This window comes from Nonomuraea sp. NPDC050451, assembly GCF_044458585.1.
Genome location: NZ_JBITHZ010000054.1, coordinates 25,929 through 43,301 on the forward strand (window position 1 = coordinate 25,929; position 17,373 = coordinate 43,301).

The 17,373-nt window shown below is 66.9% G+C and carries 14 protein-coding genes and 2 pseudogenes; 4 read left to right on the forward strand and 12 right to left on the reverse strand.

Features of this window, described 5'->3' with window-relative positions:
- Nucleotides 1–11 precede the first annotated feature (11 nt).
- From ACIBI9_RS62425 to ACIBI9_RS62455, 7 genes and pseudogenes are all read right to left on the reverse strand, one after another.
- On the reverse strand, nt 12–71 hold the full coding sequence (locus ACIBI9_RS62425; RefSeq protein ID WP_397237742.1) for an FDLD family class I lanthipeptide: 60 nt from the start codon (nt 69–71) through the stop codon (nt 12–14).
- Between the two features lie 688 nt (nt 72–759).
- Nucleotides 760–1,005: a hypothetical protein gene (locus tag ACIBI9_RS62430; protein ID WP_397237744.1), complete on the reverse strand. Its 246-nt coding sequence runs from the start codon at nt 1,003–1,005 to the stop codon at nt 760–762.
- A gap of 85 nt (nt 1,006–1,090) precedes the next feature.
- A pseudogene (locus ACIBI9_RS62435) lies at nt 1,091–1,309 on the reverse strand (enoyl-CoA hydratase/isomerase family protein); the annotation flags it as partial.
- The gene (locus ACIBI9_RS62440; protein WP_397237694.1) at nt 1,276–1,701 is read right to left on the reverse strand and encodes a hypothetical protein; all 426 of its coding nucleotides are present in this window, start codon (nt 1,699–1,701) and stop codon (nt 1,276–1,278) included. The pseudogene ACIBI9_RS62435 and the gene ACIBI9_RS62440, both read right to left, overlap by 34 nt.
- Before the next feature lie 252 nt (nt 1,702–1,953).
- Nucleotides 1,954–2,352: a hypothetical protein gene (locus tag ACIBI9_RS62445; protein WP_397237696.1), complete on the reverse strand. Its 399-nt coding sequence runs from the start codon at nt 2,350–2,352 to the stop codon at nt 1,954–1,956.
- 65 nt (nt 2,353–2,417) lie between these two features.
- The gene (locus tag ACIBI9_RS62450) at nt 2,418–3,314 is read right to left on the reverse strand and encodes a HEAT repeat domain-containing protein (RefSeq protein ID WP_397237698.1); all 897 of its coding nucleotides are present in this window, start codon (nt 3,312–3,314) and stop codon (nt 2,418–2,420) included.
- Nucleotides 3,315–3,324: 10 nt separating this feature from the next.
- Nucleotides 3,325–4,779: a zinc-dependent metalloprotease family protein gene (locus ACIBI9_RS62455; RefSeq protein WP_397237700.1), complete on the reverse strand. Its 1,455-nt coding sequence runs from the start codon at nt 4,777–4,779 to the stop codon at nt 3,325–3,327.
- 619 nt (nt 4,780–5,398) lie between these two features.
- Here ACIBI9_RS62455 and ACIBI9_RS62460 point away from each other — a divergent pair.
- Together ACIBI9_RS62460 and ACIBI9_RS62465 are read left to right on the forward strand one after the other, a co-directional pair.
- Nucleotides 5,399–5,859, forward strand: a pseudogene (locus ACIBI9_RS62460) (transposase); the annotation flags it as partial.
- A 269-nt stretch (nt 5,860–6,128) separates the two neighbouring features.
- Nucleotides 6,129–8,297, forward strand: a complete 2,169-nt coding sequence (locus ACIBI9_RS62465; protein WP_397237702.1) for a S8 family serine peptidase — start codon at nt 6,129–6,131, stop codon at nt 8,295–8,297.
- A gap of 13 nt (nt 8,298–8,310) precedes the next feature.
- Here the strand turns inward: ACIBI9_RS62465 and ACIBI9_RS62470 are convergent, their stop codons facing one another.
- The 3 genes from ACIBI9_RS62470 to ACIBI9_RS62480 all read right to left on the reverse strand — a co-directional run bounded on the left by ACIBI9_RS62470 (nt 8,311) and on the right by ACIBI9_RS62480 (nt 13,896).
- Nucleotides 8,311–9,276, reverse strand: coding sequence for a hypothetical protein (locus ACIBI9_RS62470; RefSeq protein WP_397237704.1), 966 nt, complete (start codon nt 9,274–9,276; stop codon nt 8,311–8,313).
- 19 nt (nt 9,277–9,295) lie between these two features.
- Nucleotides 9,296–13,522, reverse strand: a complete 4,227-nt coding sequence (locus ACIBI9_RS62475) for a hypothetical protein (protein WP_397237706.1) — start codon at nt 13,520–13,522, stop codon at nt 9,296–9,298.
- 119 nt (nt 13,523–13,641) lie between these two features.
- On the reverse strand, nt 13,642–13,896 hold the full coding sequence (locus ACIBI9_RS62480; RefSeq protein WP_397237708.1) for a hypothetical protein: 255 nt from the start codon (nt 13,894–13,896) through the stop codon (nt 13,642–13,644).
- A 1,003-nt stretch (nt 13,897–14,899) separates the two neighbouring features.
- Here ACIBI9_RS62480 and ACIBI9_RS62485 point away from each other — a divergent pair.
- Entirely contained in the window at nt 14,900–15,469 is a 570-nt protein-coding gene (locus ACIBI9_RS62485; protein ID WP_397237710.1) for a transposase, read from the forward strand.
- Nucleotides 15,460–15,603, forward strand: coding sequence for a peptidoglycan-binding protein (locus ACIBI9_RS62490; RefSeq protein ID WP_397237712.1), 144 nt, complete (start codon nt 15,460–15,462; stop codon nt 15,601–15,603). Before ACIBI9_RS62485 ends, ACIBI9_RS62490 begins: the two co-directional genes overlap by 10 nt.
- A gap of 113 nt (nt 15,604–15,716) precedes the next feature.
- On the opposite strand, the gene ACIBI9_RS62495 is transcribed toward ACIBI9_RS62490, so the two are convergent.
- Complete coding sequence (locus tag ACIBI9_RS62495) at nt 15,717–16,070, reverse strand: hypothetical protein (RefSeq protein WP_397237714.1); 354 nt, start codon at nt 16,068–16,070, stop codon at nt 15,717–15,719.
- 647 nt (nt 16,071–16,717) lie between these two features.
- Nucleotides 16,718–17,335, reverse strand: a complete 618-nt coding sequence (locus ACIBI9_RS62500; protein WP_397237716.1) for a hypothetical protein — start codon at nt 17,333–17,335, stop codon at nt 16,718–16,720.
- Nucleotides 17,336–17,373: the final 38 nt, after the last annotated feature.

The window sequence follows — 17,373 nt, forward strand, 5'->3', positions numbered from 1 at the left end:
CGCACCTGGGGTCAAGGCATCTGTCCGCTACTGGCCAGGGCGACGCGGACATCAAGATCAAAAAATTTGATTCAACGTTACTGAGAAAGGTTCCAAGACTCCGGTGTTCCGTAAAACGGCACTTACTTAGGCATTTAGGTGACGACCGGAAATATGTCATAGTAAGCGGCCAGGGCGGCACCATCGGGAAGCTTCGCTGGGGTGACGATTCGCGTTACGCGAGATGTCGACCTAATGTTGTCGGCTCGGAAGTAGGGCATAGCCTGTGGGGCTCAAGAACTCGAATCACTTCCAGCGCAGTGCCCTTGAGGGGCCGGTGGGCGGAAGGACGCCTCACCAACTGGTAGCGCGGTGGGAGGGCGTCCCGGCCGCTTCGGCCGGCAGGTACGGGCGTGAGGCCGTTTCATCAGGTCGCGGTGCCAGCGCAGGATGGTGATCTGGTGGCGTAGGGCGAGAATCTCGACGTCCTTGTCCCGGTCGCCGGTAGCAACCGCAGCGCGGCGAAGGTGTTTGTGATGGTGAGGTAGGCCAGGCCGTAGGAGCACAGCCAATCATCCTGGCGCACGCGTTTCCGTCTTTTGAGGGCCGGAGCTCGCGAACGCCATGCGGAGTCCCACATGGCTATGACCTGGGCGGATGTAATTCTCGGCAGGCGCAGGTCTGGCGCCCTTCGGGCCCGCCGCGTATGCGGGAAAATCGGCTCGGATCCCACCGGCAGTTCGGCGTCAGGCGTGCCCGAGCCGCGGAGCCAGGGCTCAGTCAGCGGTGGAACTCCGCGACGGCCCTGCCGAGGTCGCGTTCGGTCTCGCCGGGTGTTTGTAGACCCCGGGCGGCCAGGTAGTCCAGGCGTTCTCGGGTGTCGGGCAGGGCGATGAGTCCCTGGAACATGGCGGCGTCGGAGCGGACTTGGGCGGCGTCGGCGAGCGTGAGGTCGTTGACGGCGCGCTTGGCGGCCCGGACCCCTTCGGGTGGGTAGCCGGCGATGCGCTTGGCCAAGCGCTCCACGAAGGCGTCCAGTTCGGCGTCGGGCGATCCAGCCGTAGCGCTCGGCGAGGTCGGCGTCGAAGTCGTCGGCGCCCACGATGGCCTCTATGGCGCGGGTGCGGCCGAGCCGCCGGGGCAGGTCCTGGACGCCTCCCGCTCCCGACAGGGCTCCGGTGCCCATCTCGAACTGCGCGAAGATCGCGTTCTCGCGCGAGGCGAAGATCATGTCGCAGGCGAGGGCGAGTTCGTTACCGCCCCCGCGGGCCTGGCCTCTCACCTTGGCAATGGTGATCACCGGGACGCGTGCCAGCTTGTGCAGGAACATGCCAGCGAGGCGTCGCCGGGACCGCCGGCTTTCGCCGCCTCCGCCGTGTACTGCGGGACCGCCGCGAGGTCCACATGCGCCGAGAAATAGTCCGGCGAGGCGGTGACGCCGAGGAGACGGATACGGCGGGTGGTGTGCTCGATGACCGCCAGAACGTACGAGCGGGCGCCGGTGAGGGTACGAACTTCGAAGAAGTCGCACGCCGGCAAGGCGCCTGCTTGGCTGCGTAGGAACGCGGCCCAGGTCGTGGCGGTCCGTTCGGGAGACAGGTCGATGCCGTGTGCTTTGAGGATCTCCCACACCGTGGAAGCGGCGACTTTGATACCGAGCGTGGCCAGCTCACCGTGAATGCGCCGGTAGCCCCACGAGGCGTTCTCTCGTGCCAGCCGCAACACCAGCAACTGTGTAGACCGGACGGTACGCGGACGTCCACGCCCGCGAGGCGCACTGTCCGCGGCATGATGGCGCCGCAGCACATCGCGGTGCCAGCGCCCCTGAAGTAGGCCAAGCGCAATAGCACGATCGACTGTCATGCCGTCCGGGGTGCGCGACCGAGCGCAAGAGAACGCATTACCTCCATGACCTGCACGGATGAATATTCGGCACCCTCAGCCCCTTCGTCACCAGATAACTAACAGTGCTCGTTACGGCTGCGTCTGCAGCACTCCCGTCAACCGGTCGTAGCGGTAGACACGCATGCTGGATTCGGCCGGGTTCAGCAGCCGCCTGACCCGCACGACGAGCACACCGTGGCGAACGTGGTCCTCGGTGCTGACGCGGAGCCAGGGGTCACTGTCCCGCAGTGCGGTGACCTCCTCGACGAGATCGCCGTTGCGCCCTGCCGCGATGGCGTAGGTACGGCCTTGCGGCGAAACGATGCCGATGCCGCCGTCTGCTCGGAATGTGAAGGTGACGACAAGATTGCCGCGACCGCCGTTCGCCCCGCCCGCAAAGTCGTACAGCGGCGCTGGATCACCCACGTAGTACTTCAGCCGGCCCATGCCGGTGACGTCCATACCGTTGTAGAAGTCCTTGCGCGCCACCTCAACCGGATGATCAGGCCCGCAAGATTCCCACCAGCGTCAGGCACGAGGGATGATTGTGCCCGTCAGCTGAGGAATTGCTTCTGCTGAGTCTCGCCGAGCTGGATCTGCAGCCGATCGAGGGGACCGGTGATCGTGGTCGCCCTAGCCCCGGGTCCTCGTACGGCATCGAGCCGGAATCCTCCGTCGAGGTCCCCTTGGCCAAAGTACGCCGTGGTCCCCGTGATCCGTTGAACGGAGATGTTGAGCGTGTCCTTGGATTCCGGCCAGCAGAACACGAGCATCGCAGTGTGAAAGGACCCGTCGGATTCCGCACGGAGCGCGATCAGGCCGACGAGGGCGGGAACCGCAGGCTGGATCGGGATCACGGAGATGGCGAGCGTACGGCCGCCGCAGTTCACGACCGCTGCGGATTCCGGCAGGCCGAGGCCATAGACGTCGCCGGCAAGGCGCCGGGCGTCCAGCGGCACTGATCCCGAAGCGCCGAACGGCGGCCCGTCCGCGGGCATCAGCTCCGACTCGGAAATGACCGGGAACTCGTAACCGCTCAGCCCGTGCCGGTAGGCGATCACCGACTGGGCGAAGGAGGCGTCCTCCACTGAAACCAGTGCGTCGAGGGACTCCACGCCGCCCACCCTGGCGAGCCCACCGATGATCTTGTGTCGTACAGGGGGAGAGGACTCCCGCTGCAGAGCCTCCAGCAAGGCGCTCTCAGCAGAAGGCGCAGCGGACTTGGAGAGCAGGGTCGCCCCGGCTGCCCGTACGGTCAGATCCGCGCTGTCATCCCGCAGCGCCGTCAGAAGCAGGTCGGGTGAATCGACCAGGGCCAGTGCCTTGACCCGGTATTCGGGGTGGACATTGCCGAGGGCGACGTCCCGCAGTTCCTCAACATCAGAGGGCCGGAGTGCGATCGCGGGAGCGTGCTCGTTGCGCAGCAGCGCGGAGAGGTTTTCGGGGAGCATCGTGCCCTCCTCAGACGTGGAAGACGAAGCAGTGCTTCTTCATCGAGTCGCCCTGCCAAGCGTGGATGTGGGTGTTGCTGTTGGAAGCGCCGTTACCGCCGATGAAGTTGTCCGCGTCAGCGATATGGCTGAGTCCCAGGTAGTGACCCATTTCGTGCGCGAAGGTGTTACCGGCGTTGGCAAGGCTTCCGTTCAGCGACACGACGCTCCCCGTCATGCCCATAGAGTTCTTGTCGCAGGACCCGCCGACCGCCGACCATCCGTCGGCCCCGTTCATCGAACGTACGACGAAGACGTCCAGCGCGTTGTTGGGGACGGTCCACAGCCTGGTCAACTCTTCGGCCTCCGCCAGGCTGTCGATGATCTCGAGTGCGCCCGCGTGCACCCGGTCGATCCCATAGTGCCGGATCGTGCCGATGTTGAAGCCCACCTGCTCGAAGATCTGCCTGGCGATGGTCGCCGAGTCGATCATCTTGGTGTTGTTGGCCGCAGTGAAGAAATCGCGCCCCACGGTGATCAGGTTGACGTCGACCGTCGGCAGCCCCGGTATCCACCACTTGAGATAAACTCGGGCGTCGGTGCCTCGGCGAACTACCGTCTCATGGTCGCTTCCGCGGGAGATGACTCCTGGCGTCGATGTCAGGATCGCGCCGTCTTCGTGACGCCCCCAGCCGTGCCAGTACCCGTCGTAGTAGGCACGCTGCCAGAGCGAGTTGTCGCCACCCCTGACGTACACGTTGCAGACCGCGCCGTTCCTCGAGATCGTCACCGGGTCGTTGACGATGCCCGCCGAGGGCGCCCCGAGCGAGATCCACCCGCTCCAGCTGCCGTTCCACCACTTCTGCCACAGCTGCCCGTCGGTTCCGACCGCGAACACATGCTCGTGATCAGGCCCCATCGTGCCGAGACCCGGCGCGGAGGTGAGGACTGCTCCGTCATCGTGACGCTCCCAATCGTGCCAGAAGCCGTCGTAATAGGGGAGCTGCCAGAGCGAGTTGTCGCCGCCTCGCACGTACACGTTGCAGACGGTATTGTTGCGGGAGACCGTCACTGGATCGCCAACGATCCCCGCCGAGGGTGCCCCGAGCGAGATCCACCCGCTCCAGCTGCCGTTCCACCACTTCTGCCACAGCTGCCCGTCGGTTCCGACCGCGAACACATGCTCGTGATCAGGCCCCATCGACCCGAGAGCGGGCGCGGATCGCAGTTGCATGCCGTCGTTGTGGCGGCCCCACCCGTTCCACGACCCGGCCCAGTACGCCTGTTGCCAGAGCGCACCGTCGGCCCCGCGTACATAGATGTTGGTGACCTCGGGATTCCTTGAGACAGCTGCGGTTCTCCCGTCGAAGCCCCCAGCAGGTCCACCCACCGGAATCCAAGCACTCCAGCCCATGAGAAGCCCCCTTCGGCAGATGTTCTGACTATCCACCGAATGCGGCAAAACGCCATGAGTTTCCCAGGCCAAGTTATGAGCCGGCGGCTGGCACCCTTGGGCGAGTTGTTTCCAAGAGCCGTCGGCACCATCGACGCATGAACCTGAAGAGCGCATACCTGACCGCACCCGCCCGAACACTCGCCTACGGGGTCCTCTGGCTGATCGATGGACTGTATGGAAACCGTGGCCCAGGAGTAAGGTGCCCAGTGTTTCCGAACAGCTCCCCAATTAAGGTTGGGGGTGGCCGGAAGAGGGCTCGTACACCCACGAGCTTAAGGACCAAACCGTTCGGATGCACTGGACGCTGCGGCTCTCCAAGGTGCCAAGTCTGCGGGATAATCCTTCTTGCAAACCCTCGATTGCCGGAGCGTGATCAGGGCGCGGGCGAAACTCCTTCGGTTCTGGCGGTTGGGCTGAGGGCCGCGCGTTCGAGGATGTGGTAGACGATGGCACGGCCGACCGAGAAACACCTCCATGAGTTCGGCGATCGTGTAGTCGGCGAGTGCCGAAATTACGCCCGACGGCCTCACCTGAATGTCTTTGATGAGCGAAGATCATCTCTTAAGCGGACGCTCAAGCGATGTTGCGCAGTCGCTCAATCGAATTGAGCAACTGCGCAAGTCGTTTTGGGTGACCGCTCAGACGGTGGCAATCAAGGTCCGCGCGTCTGCCAAGAACCGCAGGTCATCACGTGAATCGAGTATTCGAGCCCCACACCGTCGGCGACGACCGGCTGCGGGGCGTCAACCGGCGACGCAAGGGCACCGCCAACACCCTGGCCGCACTGAAGTCGATCAGCGGTGCCCGACCAGACGGCGCACCGATCTACATCGTCCTGGACAACCTCTTCGCCCACACCGGCGCGGACATCCGCCGCTGGGCGAAGAAGAACAAGGTCGAGCTGTGCTTCACCCGACCTACGCCTCCTCGGCCAACCCGATCGATGCCCACTTCGGCCCACTGCGGCAGTTCACCCTGGCCAACTCCCACCACCGCAGCCACCCCGCGCAAACCTGGGCCCTGCGCCGCGACCTGCGCTGGTGCAACGCCAACGCCCGCCACCCCGACGTACTCGCTGCACAGCGCAAGGAACGCGCCCGCATCCGCAGCGGCGCTTCGAGGCCGAGCTCGGAAAGGGGAACTGGACTTGGCCCATGCTTCCCCCAGCGCGAGCTCACCTCCCAGAACACCGCACCCGTCGCGGCGGCCCACGACCGCCGCGCCACACCGCTGCTCGCCGGTGACCATCGCGCGGGCCGGATTTTCGCTGGGAAATGGTAGGCCGCAGAAGTCGGCCGGTCTTCGTCACAGGATTGTGGCTGGATCGTCGAGACGCCGCCGCTCATTCTTTGGAAAGCCGCGGACTCCAGGAGGCCGGTATGCCGAGTGAATTGCGGGTCAGCGTCACAGCGGAGGACCTGATCGGGCGGGACACCCCCATCACCGTCTCCGCGGAAGAACCGATCGATCCGAGATCGGCACAAGGGGAGATCGGCATCCGCGGCCGACGGGTCGTGGTCCGGCTGGCCGACTCGGGCAGGACGGCGGAAGTGCAACCGGCGGAGAAACTCCCTCCGGGCCGGCACCACCTGGTGATCGGAGAGCTCTTGAGCGCCGCGCGCCGCCGCCTCGCCGAGCCGTTCGACGTGCCGTTCCTGGCGGTCGACACGGCGGCGCGGATTCCGGCCGGCCTGGGTGTGGAGGGGTTCGCCAGGATCGGGATCGGCCAGTTCCAGACCACCAGGGTGCCGCTGTCGCAGCGCCCATCCGAGCCGTTCATCGATCTGTTCAAGACCACCGACAGGACCACCGGAGAGCCGTTCGAGCTGGCCTTCGATGAGTCGGGCACGCCAGTAGACCCCGCGCAGGTGCTGGGCGACGTCGCCCGGCGCAGGGCCGTGCGCTATGGGAAGATCCACGAGAGCCTGGAGCGGAGGATGGCCGCGGGCGGGGCCGTCCCGGTCGCGTTCTGGGCCGCCGTGCCCGCCCACTTCGGCGGCTACGACCGTCCTGCCGATCGGCCCTCCTCGGAGCCGGAGCCGGAGGAGCGCCGCCTCGACGTGCTCGTCGAGCAGGCTGCGGATCGGCTGGTAGAGATGGTCGGCGGCTACGGCGCCGCCACGCCCGACCGGGTAGCACCGGTGGTCTACGCGACTCTGCACGCCGACGCGATCATGCAGTTAGCCGGTAGGGACGAGGTCGCTGCCGTGTTCCTGAACGACACGGAGGCCGTGGTGGACCTGCGTGACTCCATGCGGGTGGCGCGCTCCGACGTCGTACACGACAGCGGCCTGGACGGCACCGGTGTACGCGTGGCGGTGTGGGAGTTCGGCCCGGATGACAGCAGCAATCTGCAGATCGTCGCCAGCTTCGATCCGAAGTTCGCCATCCGAACCAGCCATGCGAGACTGACCCACGCCATCATCAAGAACACCCAGGGCGGCCGAGCACGGGGCCACGCTCCCGGGTGTGAGCTCTATTCGGCCAACTCCTCCTCTCTCGACGCGCTCGTCTGGGCGGTCCGGGATCAGCACTGCACGGTCGTGAGCCAGAGCTTCCACCGCTCCGACGACGCCTCCACCGCTTCTCCGTCGTTCAACGACGTCTACAAGGACTATCTGGTGCTGCGATGGCCGCACCCGACGATTGTGCAGGCCGCGGGCAATTACTTCGCCGGGGACAGCGACGACATCCATCCGCCGTACGACGAGTACGTCAACCACAAGGGCTACAACGGCCTCACCGTCGGCAGCCACGACGACACGGCGACGGCGATGGCGAGCGACTCCGCGTTCCGCAACCCCGCGTCACCGCACGCGGACCGGGAGTTGCCCGAACTGGCCGCCAACGGCACTGGGGTGACCGCCGCGGCCCGGACCGACGGGGGCACCAGCTTCGCCGCGCCGGCGGTGGCCGGCTGCGTGGCGCTGATCCAGCAGGTGGACGCGGTGCTCCGGTCCTGGCCGCAGGGGTGCAGGGCGATCATGTTGGCGGGCGCCGGTCGCAACCCGGAGGGAGCGGGCTGGCAGGACGACCTGGCCGCCCATGTGGACGCCGCCGACGGCGCGGGTGCCCTGGACGCGCTGGAAAGCGTCCTCATCGCCCGGGCCCGTGGTGCCGGGAATGCTCCGGGAACCCGGCGGGGCTGGGACGTGGGAACCCTCAAGTCCCAACATTTCACTCAGAACCGCATATCGACCTTCGCCTATCGCGTGGAGGTGCCCAAGACGGTGCTCACGCCGTTCGTGAAGGTCGCGTTGGCCTGGGACAGCACGGTCGCCGAGGACCCGGCGATCGGCGCTCCGCTCAGCACCACCCTGGCAGTCGATCTCGACCTGCTGGTGCGGCGGGCCGACGGCACCCTGGCGGCCGCCAGCAACTCCAGGGACAACAGCTACGAGATCTGCGAGTTCCCGGCGGCCCCCGGGGAGACGTACGAAATCCGGATCAGGCGATGGTCCGGTACCGTCAACACCTGGTTCGGAATCGCCTGGACGGTGAGGGGCACCACGATCGACGACGACGTCTCCCCGCCATTACCTTCCTGACCCAAGGAGGCGATCAGGCCGGACCGCGTTTCCAGTCGCTGTAGCCGGCGCCGATGGCCTTGATCCGCCACCAGCGGCGAGGCGGCTTCAAAGACTGCGCCCGCACGCTGTACACGCCGTCATCTCTCTCCGTCTCCCCCGTCTCGGCCGTGGTGTTGTTCCTCGTGTAGATGAGGGCCCGAGTTCCCCTTGCGCTGTCGCGTGGCTTACTGTATCCGGGCGAGTAACGCACTTCGATTCTCGTCCTGAAGCCGACGCCGTCTCGGGTGATGGTGATGTGATGCCAGAACCCGCCCTCCTTCGCCTTGCCGATGCTGTGGCCTTTGAACTCGAACTTGCCAGCGTCCATCACCACGACCTTGATCGGCTCGTCGTGACTGCCGGGCACCAGATTCTCGGCGGTCCGCAACGTCACGTTCAGCGTGCCTGGGCCGTCCGGGAAGACCTCCTTCCTGAACTCCCCGTCTTTGTCGGACTCCGTCCAATCGAGCTCGAACCCCTCGCCGTTCGTCGGGAGGTAGTGCAGCGAGACGATTTGGAACGGGAACGGCCGCCAACCGTCGCCGACCTCCCTCAAAACCTGTCCGGAGACGGCGACCGGCGAGCCGAGCGGGATCTCGGTGGCCGGGTCGATGGTGAACTCGATCAGCACCCGCTGCCGGGGACGGTCCCACATGACTTCGAACGTCTGCTCGAAGTCGGCCCCGATGTGCAGACGCCACAGCCCGGTGTCCGCGTCCGGAGCGAAAGCGTACTCGGCGTACCAATGCGTGTCGGCGATGTAAGGCTTGGGAATCAGTGGCATGGTCGTCATGCCGTCGGGGTGGAGCAGGCGGCCGTCCAGTGCCGTCAGCTCCGTGCCCGTCACGCGGAAGAGGGCCAGTGTGGGGCCGGTGTCGCTCAGCATCACGGCGGGTTCGGGCAGGATCTCGATCTCCTCGATCGTGGGCTGCGCCGCGGCGATGGGTGACTCAGACATGCGTGACCTCCTTTGTCAGTCAGCAGACCTTCCGGTAGTCCGCCTCTCCGATCAGTTGCCGCCACTGGATTTCGTCCAGCGTGGTTCGGGCTCGCGCGCATACCTCGTCGGCCACGCGCTCGGGGTCGATGGCCAGGACACGCAGGGCGCCATCGGTGCCGACGCTGTGCAGCGCGCCGCCGTCGGCGGTGAAGGCGAGCGCCAGGATGCGGCCGGCGTGTTGCAGGAGCGGCGCCCCTAGCACGCGGCCGTCGGCGACGTTCCAGAGCCGGACGTGGCCGCTGGCGCCACCCGCGGCGAGCACGTGGCCGTCGGGGGAGAACGCGGCGGCGGTCAGATCCTCGAACTCGTCCTCCGGTACGCGCATGTGCCCCAGGTGCCGGAAGGCGGCCGCGTCCCACAGGTCTACGCCGTAACCGGGACCGCCCGCTGCGACGATCGTGCTGTCAGGGCTGATGGCGAGGGAACGACCCCCCTGTCCCCCCTTGCCGAACAACCAGCGCTGGTACACCCGCGGGGAGAGCCGCACCAGGCCGTTGTCGTCGGGGCCGTTGACGGCCAGCAGGCGGTCGTCGGGGCTGAACTCCATTCGCATGTGACCGCGCTGATCGAGCGTCTCGATCTTCGTGCCCCGGCGGACGTCCCACAACTGGACCTGCTGCCAGCGGGCGCCGTCGAACGGGGCGATGGCGGCCCGGGATCCGTCCCTGTTCAGTGCGATGCTGCCGACTCCGGTGGTTGGTCCGACGGACAACGTCCGACGAGGTGTGGCCGTCTCGACGTCCCAGACGACCGCTTCCGCGCCTTCCTCCGCCACCGTGGCGACCGAGCGGCCATCCCGGCTGAAGGCCGCCTGTTTCAGCGGTGGTACGTTCAGCGTCCTTGGTCCCGGACTTGGTGGCGGGCGGGCGTCGGTCAGCACGGTGGCAGGGCCGTGGAGGAGGGCGGTCCTGGCCAGCGGATCGAGGGCGCCGATCCGGGCGCCGGCCATGAGCGGCCGGTGGGCGGTGAGCGCGGCAATGTCGAGTTGGACGACCTCGCCGTTCCTCATCAGATAGGTCAGCGTCTCGTCCTTGGCGCCGAAGCGCGGCTCGCCGAGGACTTCACGAGCGGATCGGGTCAGGATCTTGAAGCCGTCGCTGCGCCACAGGGTCACGGCCTCGTCGTCGTAGGTGGCCACGTACGCGCCGTTCCCGCTGAAGGCGATGGCCCGTACCGCCGTGACCGCCAGGCTCTCGGCCTTCCACTGGTGTCTGCGCAGATCCCAGAACCGGACCTGGTCACCGGTGCTCACTGCCAGCGTCGTGCCGTCGGGGGCGAAGGCGGCGGCTCCGCCGCGTACCGGCTCGGCTCCGCCGGGTGGCGGCAGCGGCTTCCGGTGAGCGTCGAAGAGCTCGTACGGCGCGAGGTCGTGGGCCCTGACCATCCTGGTGCCGCCCGGCGAGACCTCCATCAGCGCCAGGTCCGCCCCGCTCGTCCAGAGCGGCCGTTTCCGGTCGGTCACCTTCCAGGATCGCCCTCCCTCCGTGGATTGCCCGGTCAATACGGTTCCGGAGGCGTTGAAGCCCAGCCGTTCGGCTCCGCCCTTGCCGAACGGTCTCCCCATCGCCTCGCCGGTACGCGGGTCCCAGAGCCGCACGGAGTGTTCGGAGCCGACCGCCAGCGTGGCACCGTCCGGGCTGAGCGCGATCGACGTGACCTCGGGGCCGAGATCGAGGTTCGCGCCTGGCAGCCGTCGGCCGCTGGCCACGTCCCAGCGGGACAATCTGCCGCCGTTCACCACGGCCAGGGTCGTGCCGTCGCGGCTCAGGTCGTAGTGATCCGCCCCGGCGGCCGCGGCCGGGCGCAACACGTGCGCCTCACGCTGCGCTAGGGAGCCGTACAACGCGCCGATGGTGTCCAGGTCGTGCGGCGCCAGCCGCCAGGCCGCCACGCTGAGCAGCATTGCCCTGACCGGGTCCACCGCGCGCGTCGCGTCGGCGCGGGCCGCCGTCTGCCGAGCGATCCGCAGGTCGTTCTGGCGGGCGGCGGACGAGCTTCGCTCCGCGGCGAACCCGCCTGCGGCCAGGACGACGGCCAGCAGGAGGGCCAGGGTGCCGCGGGAGAGACGAAGGTTGCGCCGGCGGCGGTCCTCGGTCGCACGAGACCTGTCCAGGAAGTCCAGGGGAGCGCCCGCCAGGGCGGGATACCGTCCGGAGCGCGTCCAGCGCGACGCGGCCTCCCGAACCGTGGTCAGCTGGGTGCCGCGGTAGAGGAACGACGCGTCCCGGTGCTCCAACTCCCATTGTTCGGCGTCGTCGAGGAGTTGGTGGTGCAGAACATGATCGGTTTCCTCCTCACGTAACCAGCCCCGTAGGCGCGGCCAGGCCCGCAGCAGGACGTCGTGAGCCAGCTCCACCGTCCCCCTCTGCAGGATGACCAGGCGTTTGGCGGTGAAAGCGGCGAGCACGGCAGAGGCCAGGTCCCCCTGGCGGAGGTCCGCACGCCGGGCGCGCCGGCGGGTGGTCCGCCCTGCAGCGGTCACCGAGACGAGCTGGGTGATCATGTCGCGGGCGACGGCCCGACCCTCCGGCGTGAGGGCGTGGTAGACGCCGTCGGCGCTGCTCTGCACCGCCTGCGCGATTCCGCCGGAGACGCCGTACGCCCGGTTCGTCAGGCAATCCCCCTCCCGGTTCTCCCAGGTGATCAGCATCGCCTGGGAAAGCAGCGGCAGCGCCCCCACCTCGTACGGATCCGTCCCGCCAGCGGAACGCAGATCGCTGAGAATGGCGTCGACGAGTCCCGCCTCGAGCTTGAGACCGGCGCTCTTGGCGGGGCCGGAGACAGCGCGCCGCAACTCCGACTCGGACATGGGACCGACCAGGAAGTGCCCCTCCCGCAGGACGCCTGCCAGCCGCGGGTGAGCGGCGCAGCGGGCCCAGTAGTCGCCGCGCACACCGAGCACCACCAACGCGGCCGGCTCGGCACCCCCAGCGGCCCGGCCACTCATCGCAGTCAGGGCGGTGATGAACGTCTCGGCGGAGGTCTCCCCCGCGAGCGCGAACACCTCCTCGAACTGGTCCACCACCAAGACCAGCCGCCGCGCCGCCCCGGCCGGAGCGAGTCCGTCGTGGCGGCCGGGGCGCATCGCCGACCCGTGGGCCAGCACGGCCTGCCTGCCCAGCAGATACGCCTGCTCCGGCCGTTCGGTCAACCCGTCATGAACGGCGATCGCGTCCATGCCGCCCAGGGCGGCCAGCCGCATGGCCAGCTCCTGCACGGGAGACCGGGTCGGCGTGATCAGCAGGCGGGGCCAATCTTCGGAGCCTGGTAGCAGCGCTCCTCTGGCCAGAGCCGGGATGAGCCCGGCGCGCAGCAGCGAGGACTTGCCCGCGCCAGAGGCCCCCGTGACCACCACCATGCCGAGCCCGTCCAGCGCCTCCGCCACCTTGCCGACGAGTTCCGCGGTCAGCCGTTCCCGGCCGTAGAAGACCTCGGCGTGTTCCGATTCGAACGGCCACAGCCCCCGGTACGGGCAGTCACCGGACCAGGAGCCCTCGTCGGGGCCCGCATCCCGGGCCGCGCGCGTACGCCGTTCGACGAGCGAGACCTTCTCGTGGATCAACTGCAGGCTGATCGCCTGGTCGCGCAGCCGCTCGCGGTCGGCCCGATGCTTGGCGTCCTGGAGACGCAGCATCTCCTGGATGGAGAACGCCGTGTCGCGCACCACCCGCAGGACGAAGCCGAACTCGGCGAAATCCACGCTGAGACCGGTCAGCATGTCGGCCAGATCGGCCTGGAACCCTTCGTCATCGGTTTCGACTGCCGCCTCAATGGCGGTGCGTATCCCGCCGACGGCTTCCAGAACAGCGGCGATCTCCGAACGCAACGTCCTGGCCTCGGCCTCGCCGCTCGTGAGGGCTGCTTGCAGTCGCTCGGACAGCTCCCGCTCGATCACGTCGACAGAGGCGGGGTTCCGGGCGTCGCCGCGGAGGCGGTCGATCGCTTTCGTGACCACCTCGGTTAGGACGTTCGCGCCCACCGACCCGAGGACCCCGATCCCGACCACGCCGACCGTGGAGGTTCCGACTGCCGCAACGACGGGGGCTAGCGCCGCCGCGCAGAGCAGCGCCACGAAGGCTGGCGGAGAGATGCGCCGCAGATTCTGCCCCGCCCGACGCGCGTCCCGGACGATCCGCAGGCGTATCCCCGCCCGCATCTGCCGGGCCTCGTCGTCCGCCGGCCGTGTCCGGCTGGTGTCTGCCACGTGGCTCACACCCCCGTCCGCATCTCCGGCATGGCGTAGACGGCCGATGCTGCTTCCGGGATGGTAGGTGTTCGCGAATCGCCCCGCCTCAGGGTCGGTCTCGGTGAATTCCCTAGTCCTCACTGGCCTGCCGCTGCGAATGGCAATGCGGGCATGTGATGGAAGCCGATGCCGTGTCGGCGTACCTTCAGGTCGATGATTCTGGCCGGGTCAGTGATCGGTTCTGGGGCGGCGCGTAATAGAGCCGCCTGGTCCAGAGCCTGATGGGCTCTGCGCCGGTTGTAGAACTCCTCATGCTCGCGCAGGGCATGCCGAAGATGGTGTTCGTTCCAAAGCAGGCATCGATCCAACAGTTCACGGCGGAAGGACTGCACCCACCGCTCCATGACCGGTGGGTGATTGTGTGCGGGCTCCTCCAAACAGGTCGGAAGATGACCTGCCTGCGGGGCACCTGAGGACCGTTCGGGTGCCGGAGCACGTGCCGAGCACAGCGACTGTCATCTATATGTGGTGCCGGCGTGGTCTGGGGTGCAGGATTCGTTATGTGGCGCACCTGCCGTGATCAAATCAGGGTGTCAGCCGTGCTCGGTGCGTGCTCGTACGCCCCGTCACACGCCGTCAGGACCCGGCACCGCCTGACACGCGAAGTACGCTGAGGCGGGACGAACCATCATCTAACGTCACTGCGCGACACTAAAAGATCTTGCTTCTAATCCGATGGCCGCAGTGCTCGCAACTCCGATGTCTGCGCTTTCGAGACGAGTCGAGACGAAGCTTGATCTAGTCTTTACGTTCGATCGCGTTGGCGGCCAACACTTGATTTATCGAAAGCAGCGCGTCGCCAATGATTTGCTGAACATGTACATAATGCCTTGTCTCAAACTTCGGTAGGGCTCGCGCACGAATTCTGGGGACTTCGACTGCCTAATCCGACGGTTGCTGGTTCGAATCCTGCAGGGCGCGCTTTGATCATGGTCTGACCTGCGGTTATCCGGGATCGGATGTGTTCTGGAATTTTCGTCTAGCGCTTGCGCGCTCCATGCGTGCTCGCGCGCACCAAACCCGCACACACCATGATCAACATCAGCGCTCTGGGACCACCTCGGCAATGGAAACGGCCCGTCCCACCTGCAAGCGCGGCGATCACGCGGCCGGTCTCCTGATGTAGCGGGTCAGGCCCACAGCGGGATCACCTCTCCGGGTTCCGCCTGGTCCTCCTCCTCGGTGAGCAGCAGGGCTGGGCAGAGAAGACCGCGGCCATCGCTCGGGGAAGACCGAGGTGTAGGTTTCGGTGGTGAAGGAACTGGAGGTGTGCCCAGCGTCTCCTGCACGACCTTCATCTCTCCCCCCTGCGGCCAGCATCAGCGAGGCGGCGCGGTGGCGGAGATCGCGGAGGCGGATGGGTGGCAAGATCCGCCGTGGCGGGCCTCGTTGGGAGCAGCATCCCGACACCGGAAATATCGGCAGGTCGTCGACCGGTGGCATGTCGGCTTCGCCGACCTGACCGGCGGCCAGGGGTTGCTGGGCCAGGTTGAGGGTCGCGACTCGACGGTGGTGGCCGCCTGGCTGACTGCCCAGCCCGCCGGCTGGCGTGGCACCATCACTCATGTGGCCATCGACATGTGTGCCACATTCCGCTCGGCGATCCGCGCTGCGCTGCCACACGCGAGGATCATCGTCGATTATTTCCACGTGGTGCAGTTGGCCAATGTCAAGCTCGCCGAGCTGCGCAGGCGGCTGACCTGGAAGATGTGCGGGCGTCGGGGCCGCAGGGGCGATCCCGAGTACGATCATCGCAGGCTGCTGCGCTCGGCCGCCGAAGAGCTCGCCGATCAGCAGCGCACCGTCCTGGAACGGGACCTGACCAGGATTGGCACCTACGGGCGGCATATCCTGGCCCGCTGGCACGCCTGTTCTACCTGCTGCATGCCCGCGGCATGGGCCTGAACGGCGGGATCGACGACGCCGTGTTCGGTGCACTACTGAACGAGGTGCTGCGCCGCTTCCAGAAGGAGGCCGGGCTGAAGGTGGGCGGCGAATGCGGCCCGAGGACCTGGCCCGCGCTGCTGCGCGTGGACTGACCCTGTGTGGCCACCTCCTGTACCAATCCCGATTCCCGTTGTATCCCGGGCCCGCGGAGGAGTAAGAGTCCAGTGAACGAATCACTGGACTGATCGAGAAGTGCGACTGACGGTCAGGCGGGTCCCTCGCAGTCTGGTTCGGAGTCAGGCTTGGCCGGCGGCCGGAGGATTGTGCGCGGGGATGTCTGCCAGGTGAAGCCATGCCGGAGAAGGAGTTCGGCGTGGCGGTTGTCGCTCCGATGCATGGCGATGACCATGAAGACGGCGATCCCTACCGGCATCCCGGCCAGGAGGAGATCCGGGTAGGCCTCAAGATCTAGGTCGAACAGGAAGCCGATTGCAGCGCACACGATCGCAGCGCTGACGGCCTGCCGCACGACAGCGATTAACAAGGCAAGCAGGTTCTTCCACTTGGCCTCGCGGATCACGGCTTCAAGCTGCTGTTCATAGGTCTTCTCTACGGTCACAGCGGCGGATTCTGTCGCAGTCAGCGAAGGCGGCACCAGATGCTGCCGCTAACTGATTCATAACTGGGCGGGCCGAGCGGCCGTCCGCCTCAGGCCCCGGGACGGACTGCCCGACGGGGCACGACCCATCGCCACATAACCGATCCCTTCGAGGAGCATCCTCATGCGCCCATCCCAATAGCGCCATCCGTTTCCCTCGCTGATCTTGATGGCTTGCCCGACTGGGCGGGCCTTCCGCGTTCCACCCCCTATTTGGAGGATCCATGTATGCAGAGCCCGTGACCTACGGCAAGCCGGTCGAGCGGAAGGTGACCGCCGCGACGGTGGGCAGCTACCTCAGCCTGCTGACGATCTTGCCCGTCCTGCAGAGGGTGAACGCAGACCTCGACCTCATCGCGTTCCTGCCCGACTGGCTGGAATCGCTGACGGTTTCGCTGCTGCCCGGCCTGATCCCGTACATGTCGGGTTGCAAGGCTGAGCACACCCACCCGGCCCGCCCTGCCGCTGGACCAGCGTTGATACAGCCAAGACATTCACTACGCCACCTGACTGGAAAATCCACCCGCAGCCAGGCAGGCGGCAGCGAACCCCGGCTGGAGCTAATCGGCCAGTGGAGCGCTCCGGCCGAGCCGGTCTCGTCGGCGTATCTATGCGTGCGTGTCGGCCAGAGGAAATCCATAGGCGCGACCGGGCGTGCGGAACCAGTCCTCGTCGAGGAAGCGGCCTGTCATCCGTCCTACGATGGTGAGAAAGGCGTGCGCCAGCCGTTCTTCGCCCTTGTTCGGATCCTCGTCCCGGGGGAGCCCTTGGGCATAGGGCTCGAATTGCTGCCCGGGCAGCAATTCGCCCGATGGCAACGCCGGGAGTTCTGCGACCAGGTTTCCGTCGCGGTAATAGTCTAGGTCGGACAGTCCGTCGATCTCCCGGTGCCAACTGACCACAAGCATTCCTCGATCTCCGGAGCTGAGCCACCACCCTCCCGTTTCCGGGCCGCTGGTGCTGATCACGACGGACCAGCCGGGACTGTGGGGTCCGATCCAGAGACTGTCCTTGTCGTCCAGTGGGACGGACCAGTCCGTCATCGTGGCCGCTTCCTGGATCAAGCGCACGTCACGCCTGGACTGCGGATTCAGGCGCAGCAGTCCGGCGAGCTCGTCGAGATCGTCGCGTTCCACCCAGAGCCCGAAGAAGGCTTCATCGAACCCGTGCGCCGCCAGCAGTTCATATTGATCACGTTCTGGCGATGCGGTTCGGATATCGGTCATCTCATCGTCTCCAGTTGCTCAGGTCACCCGTGTTCGGG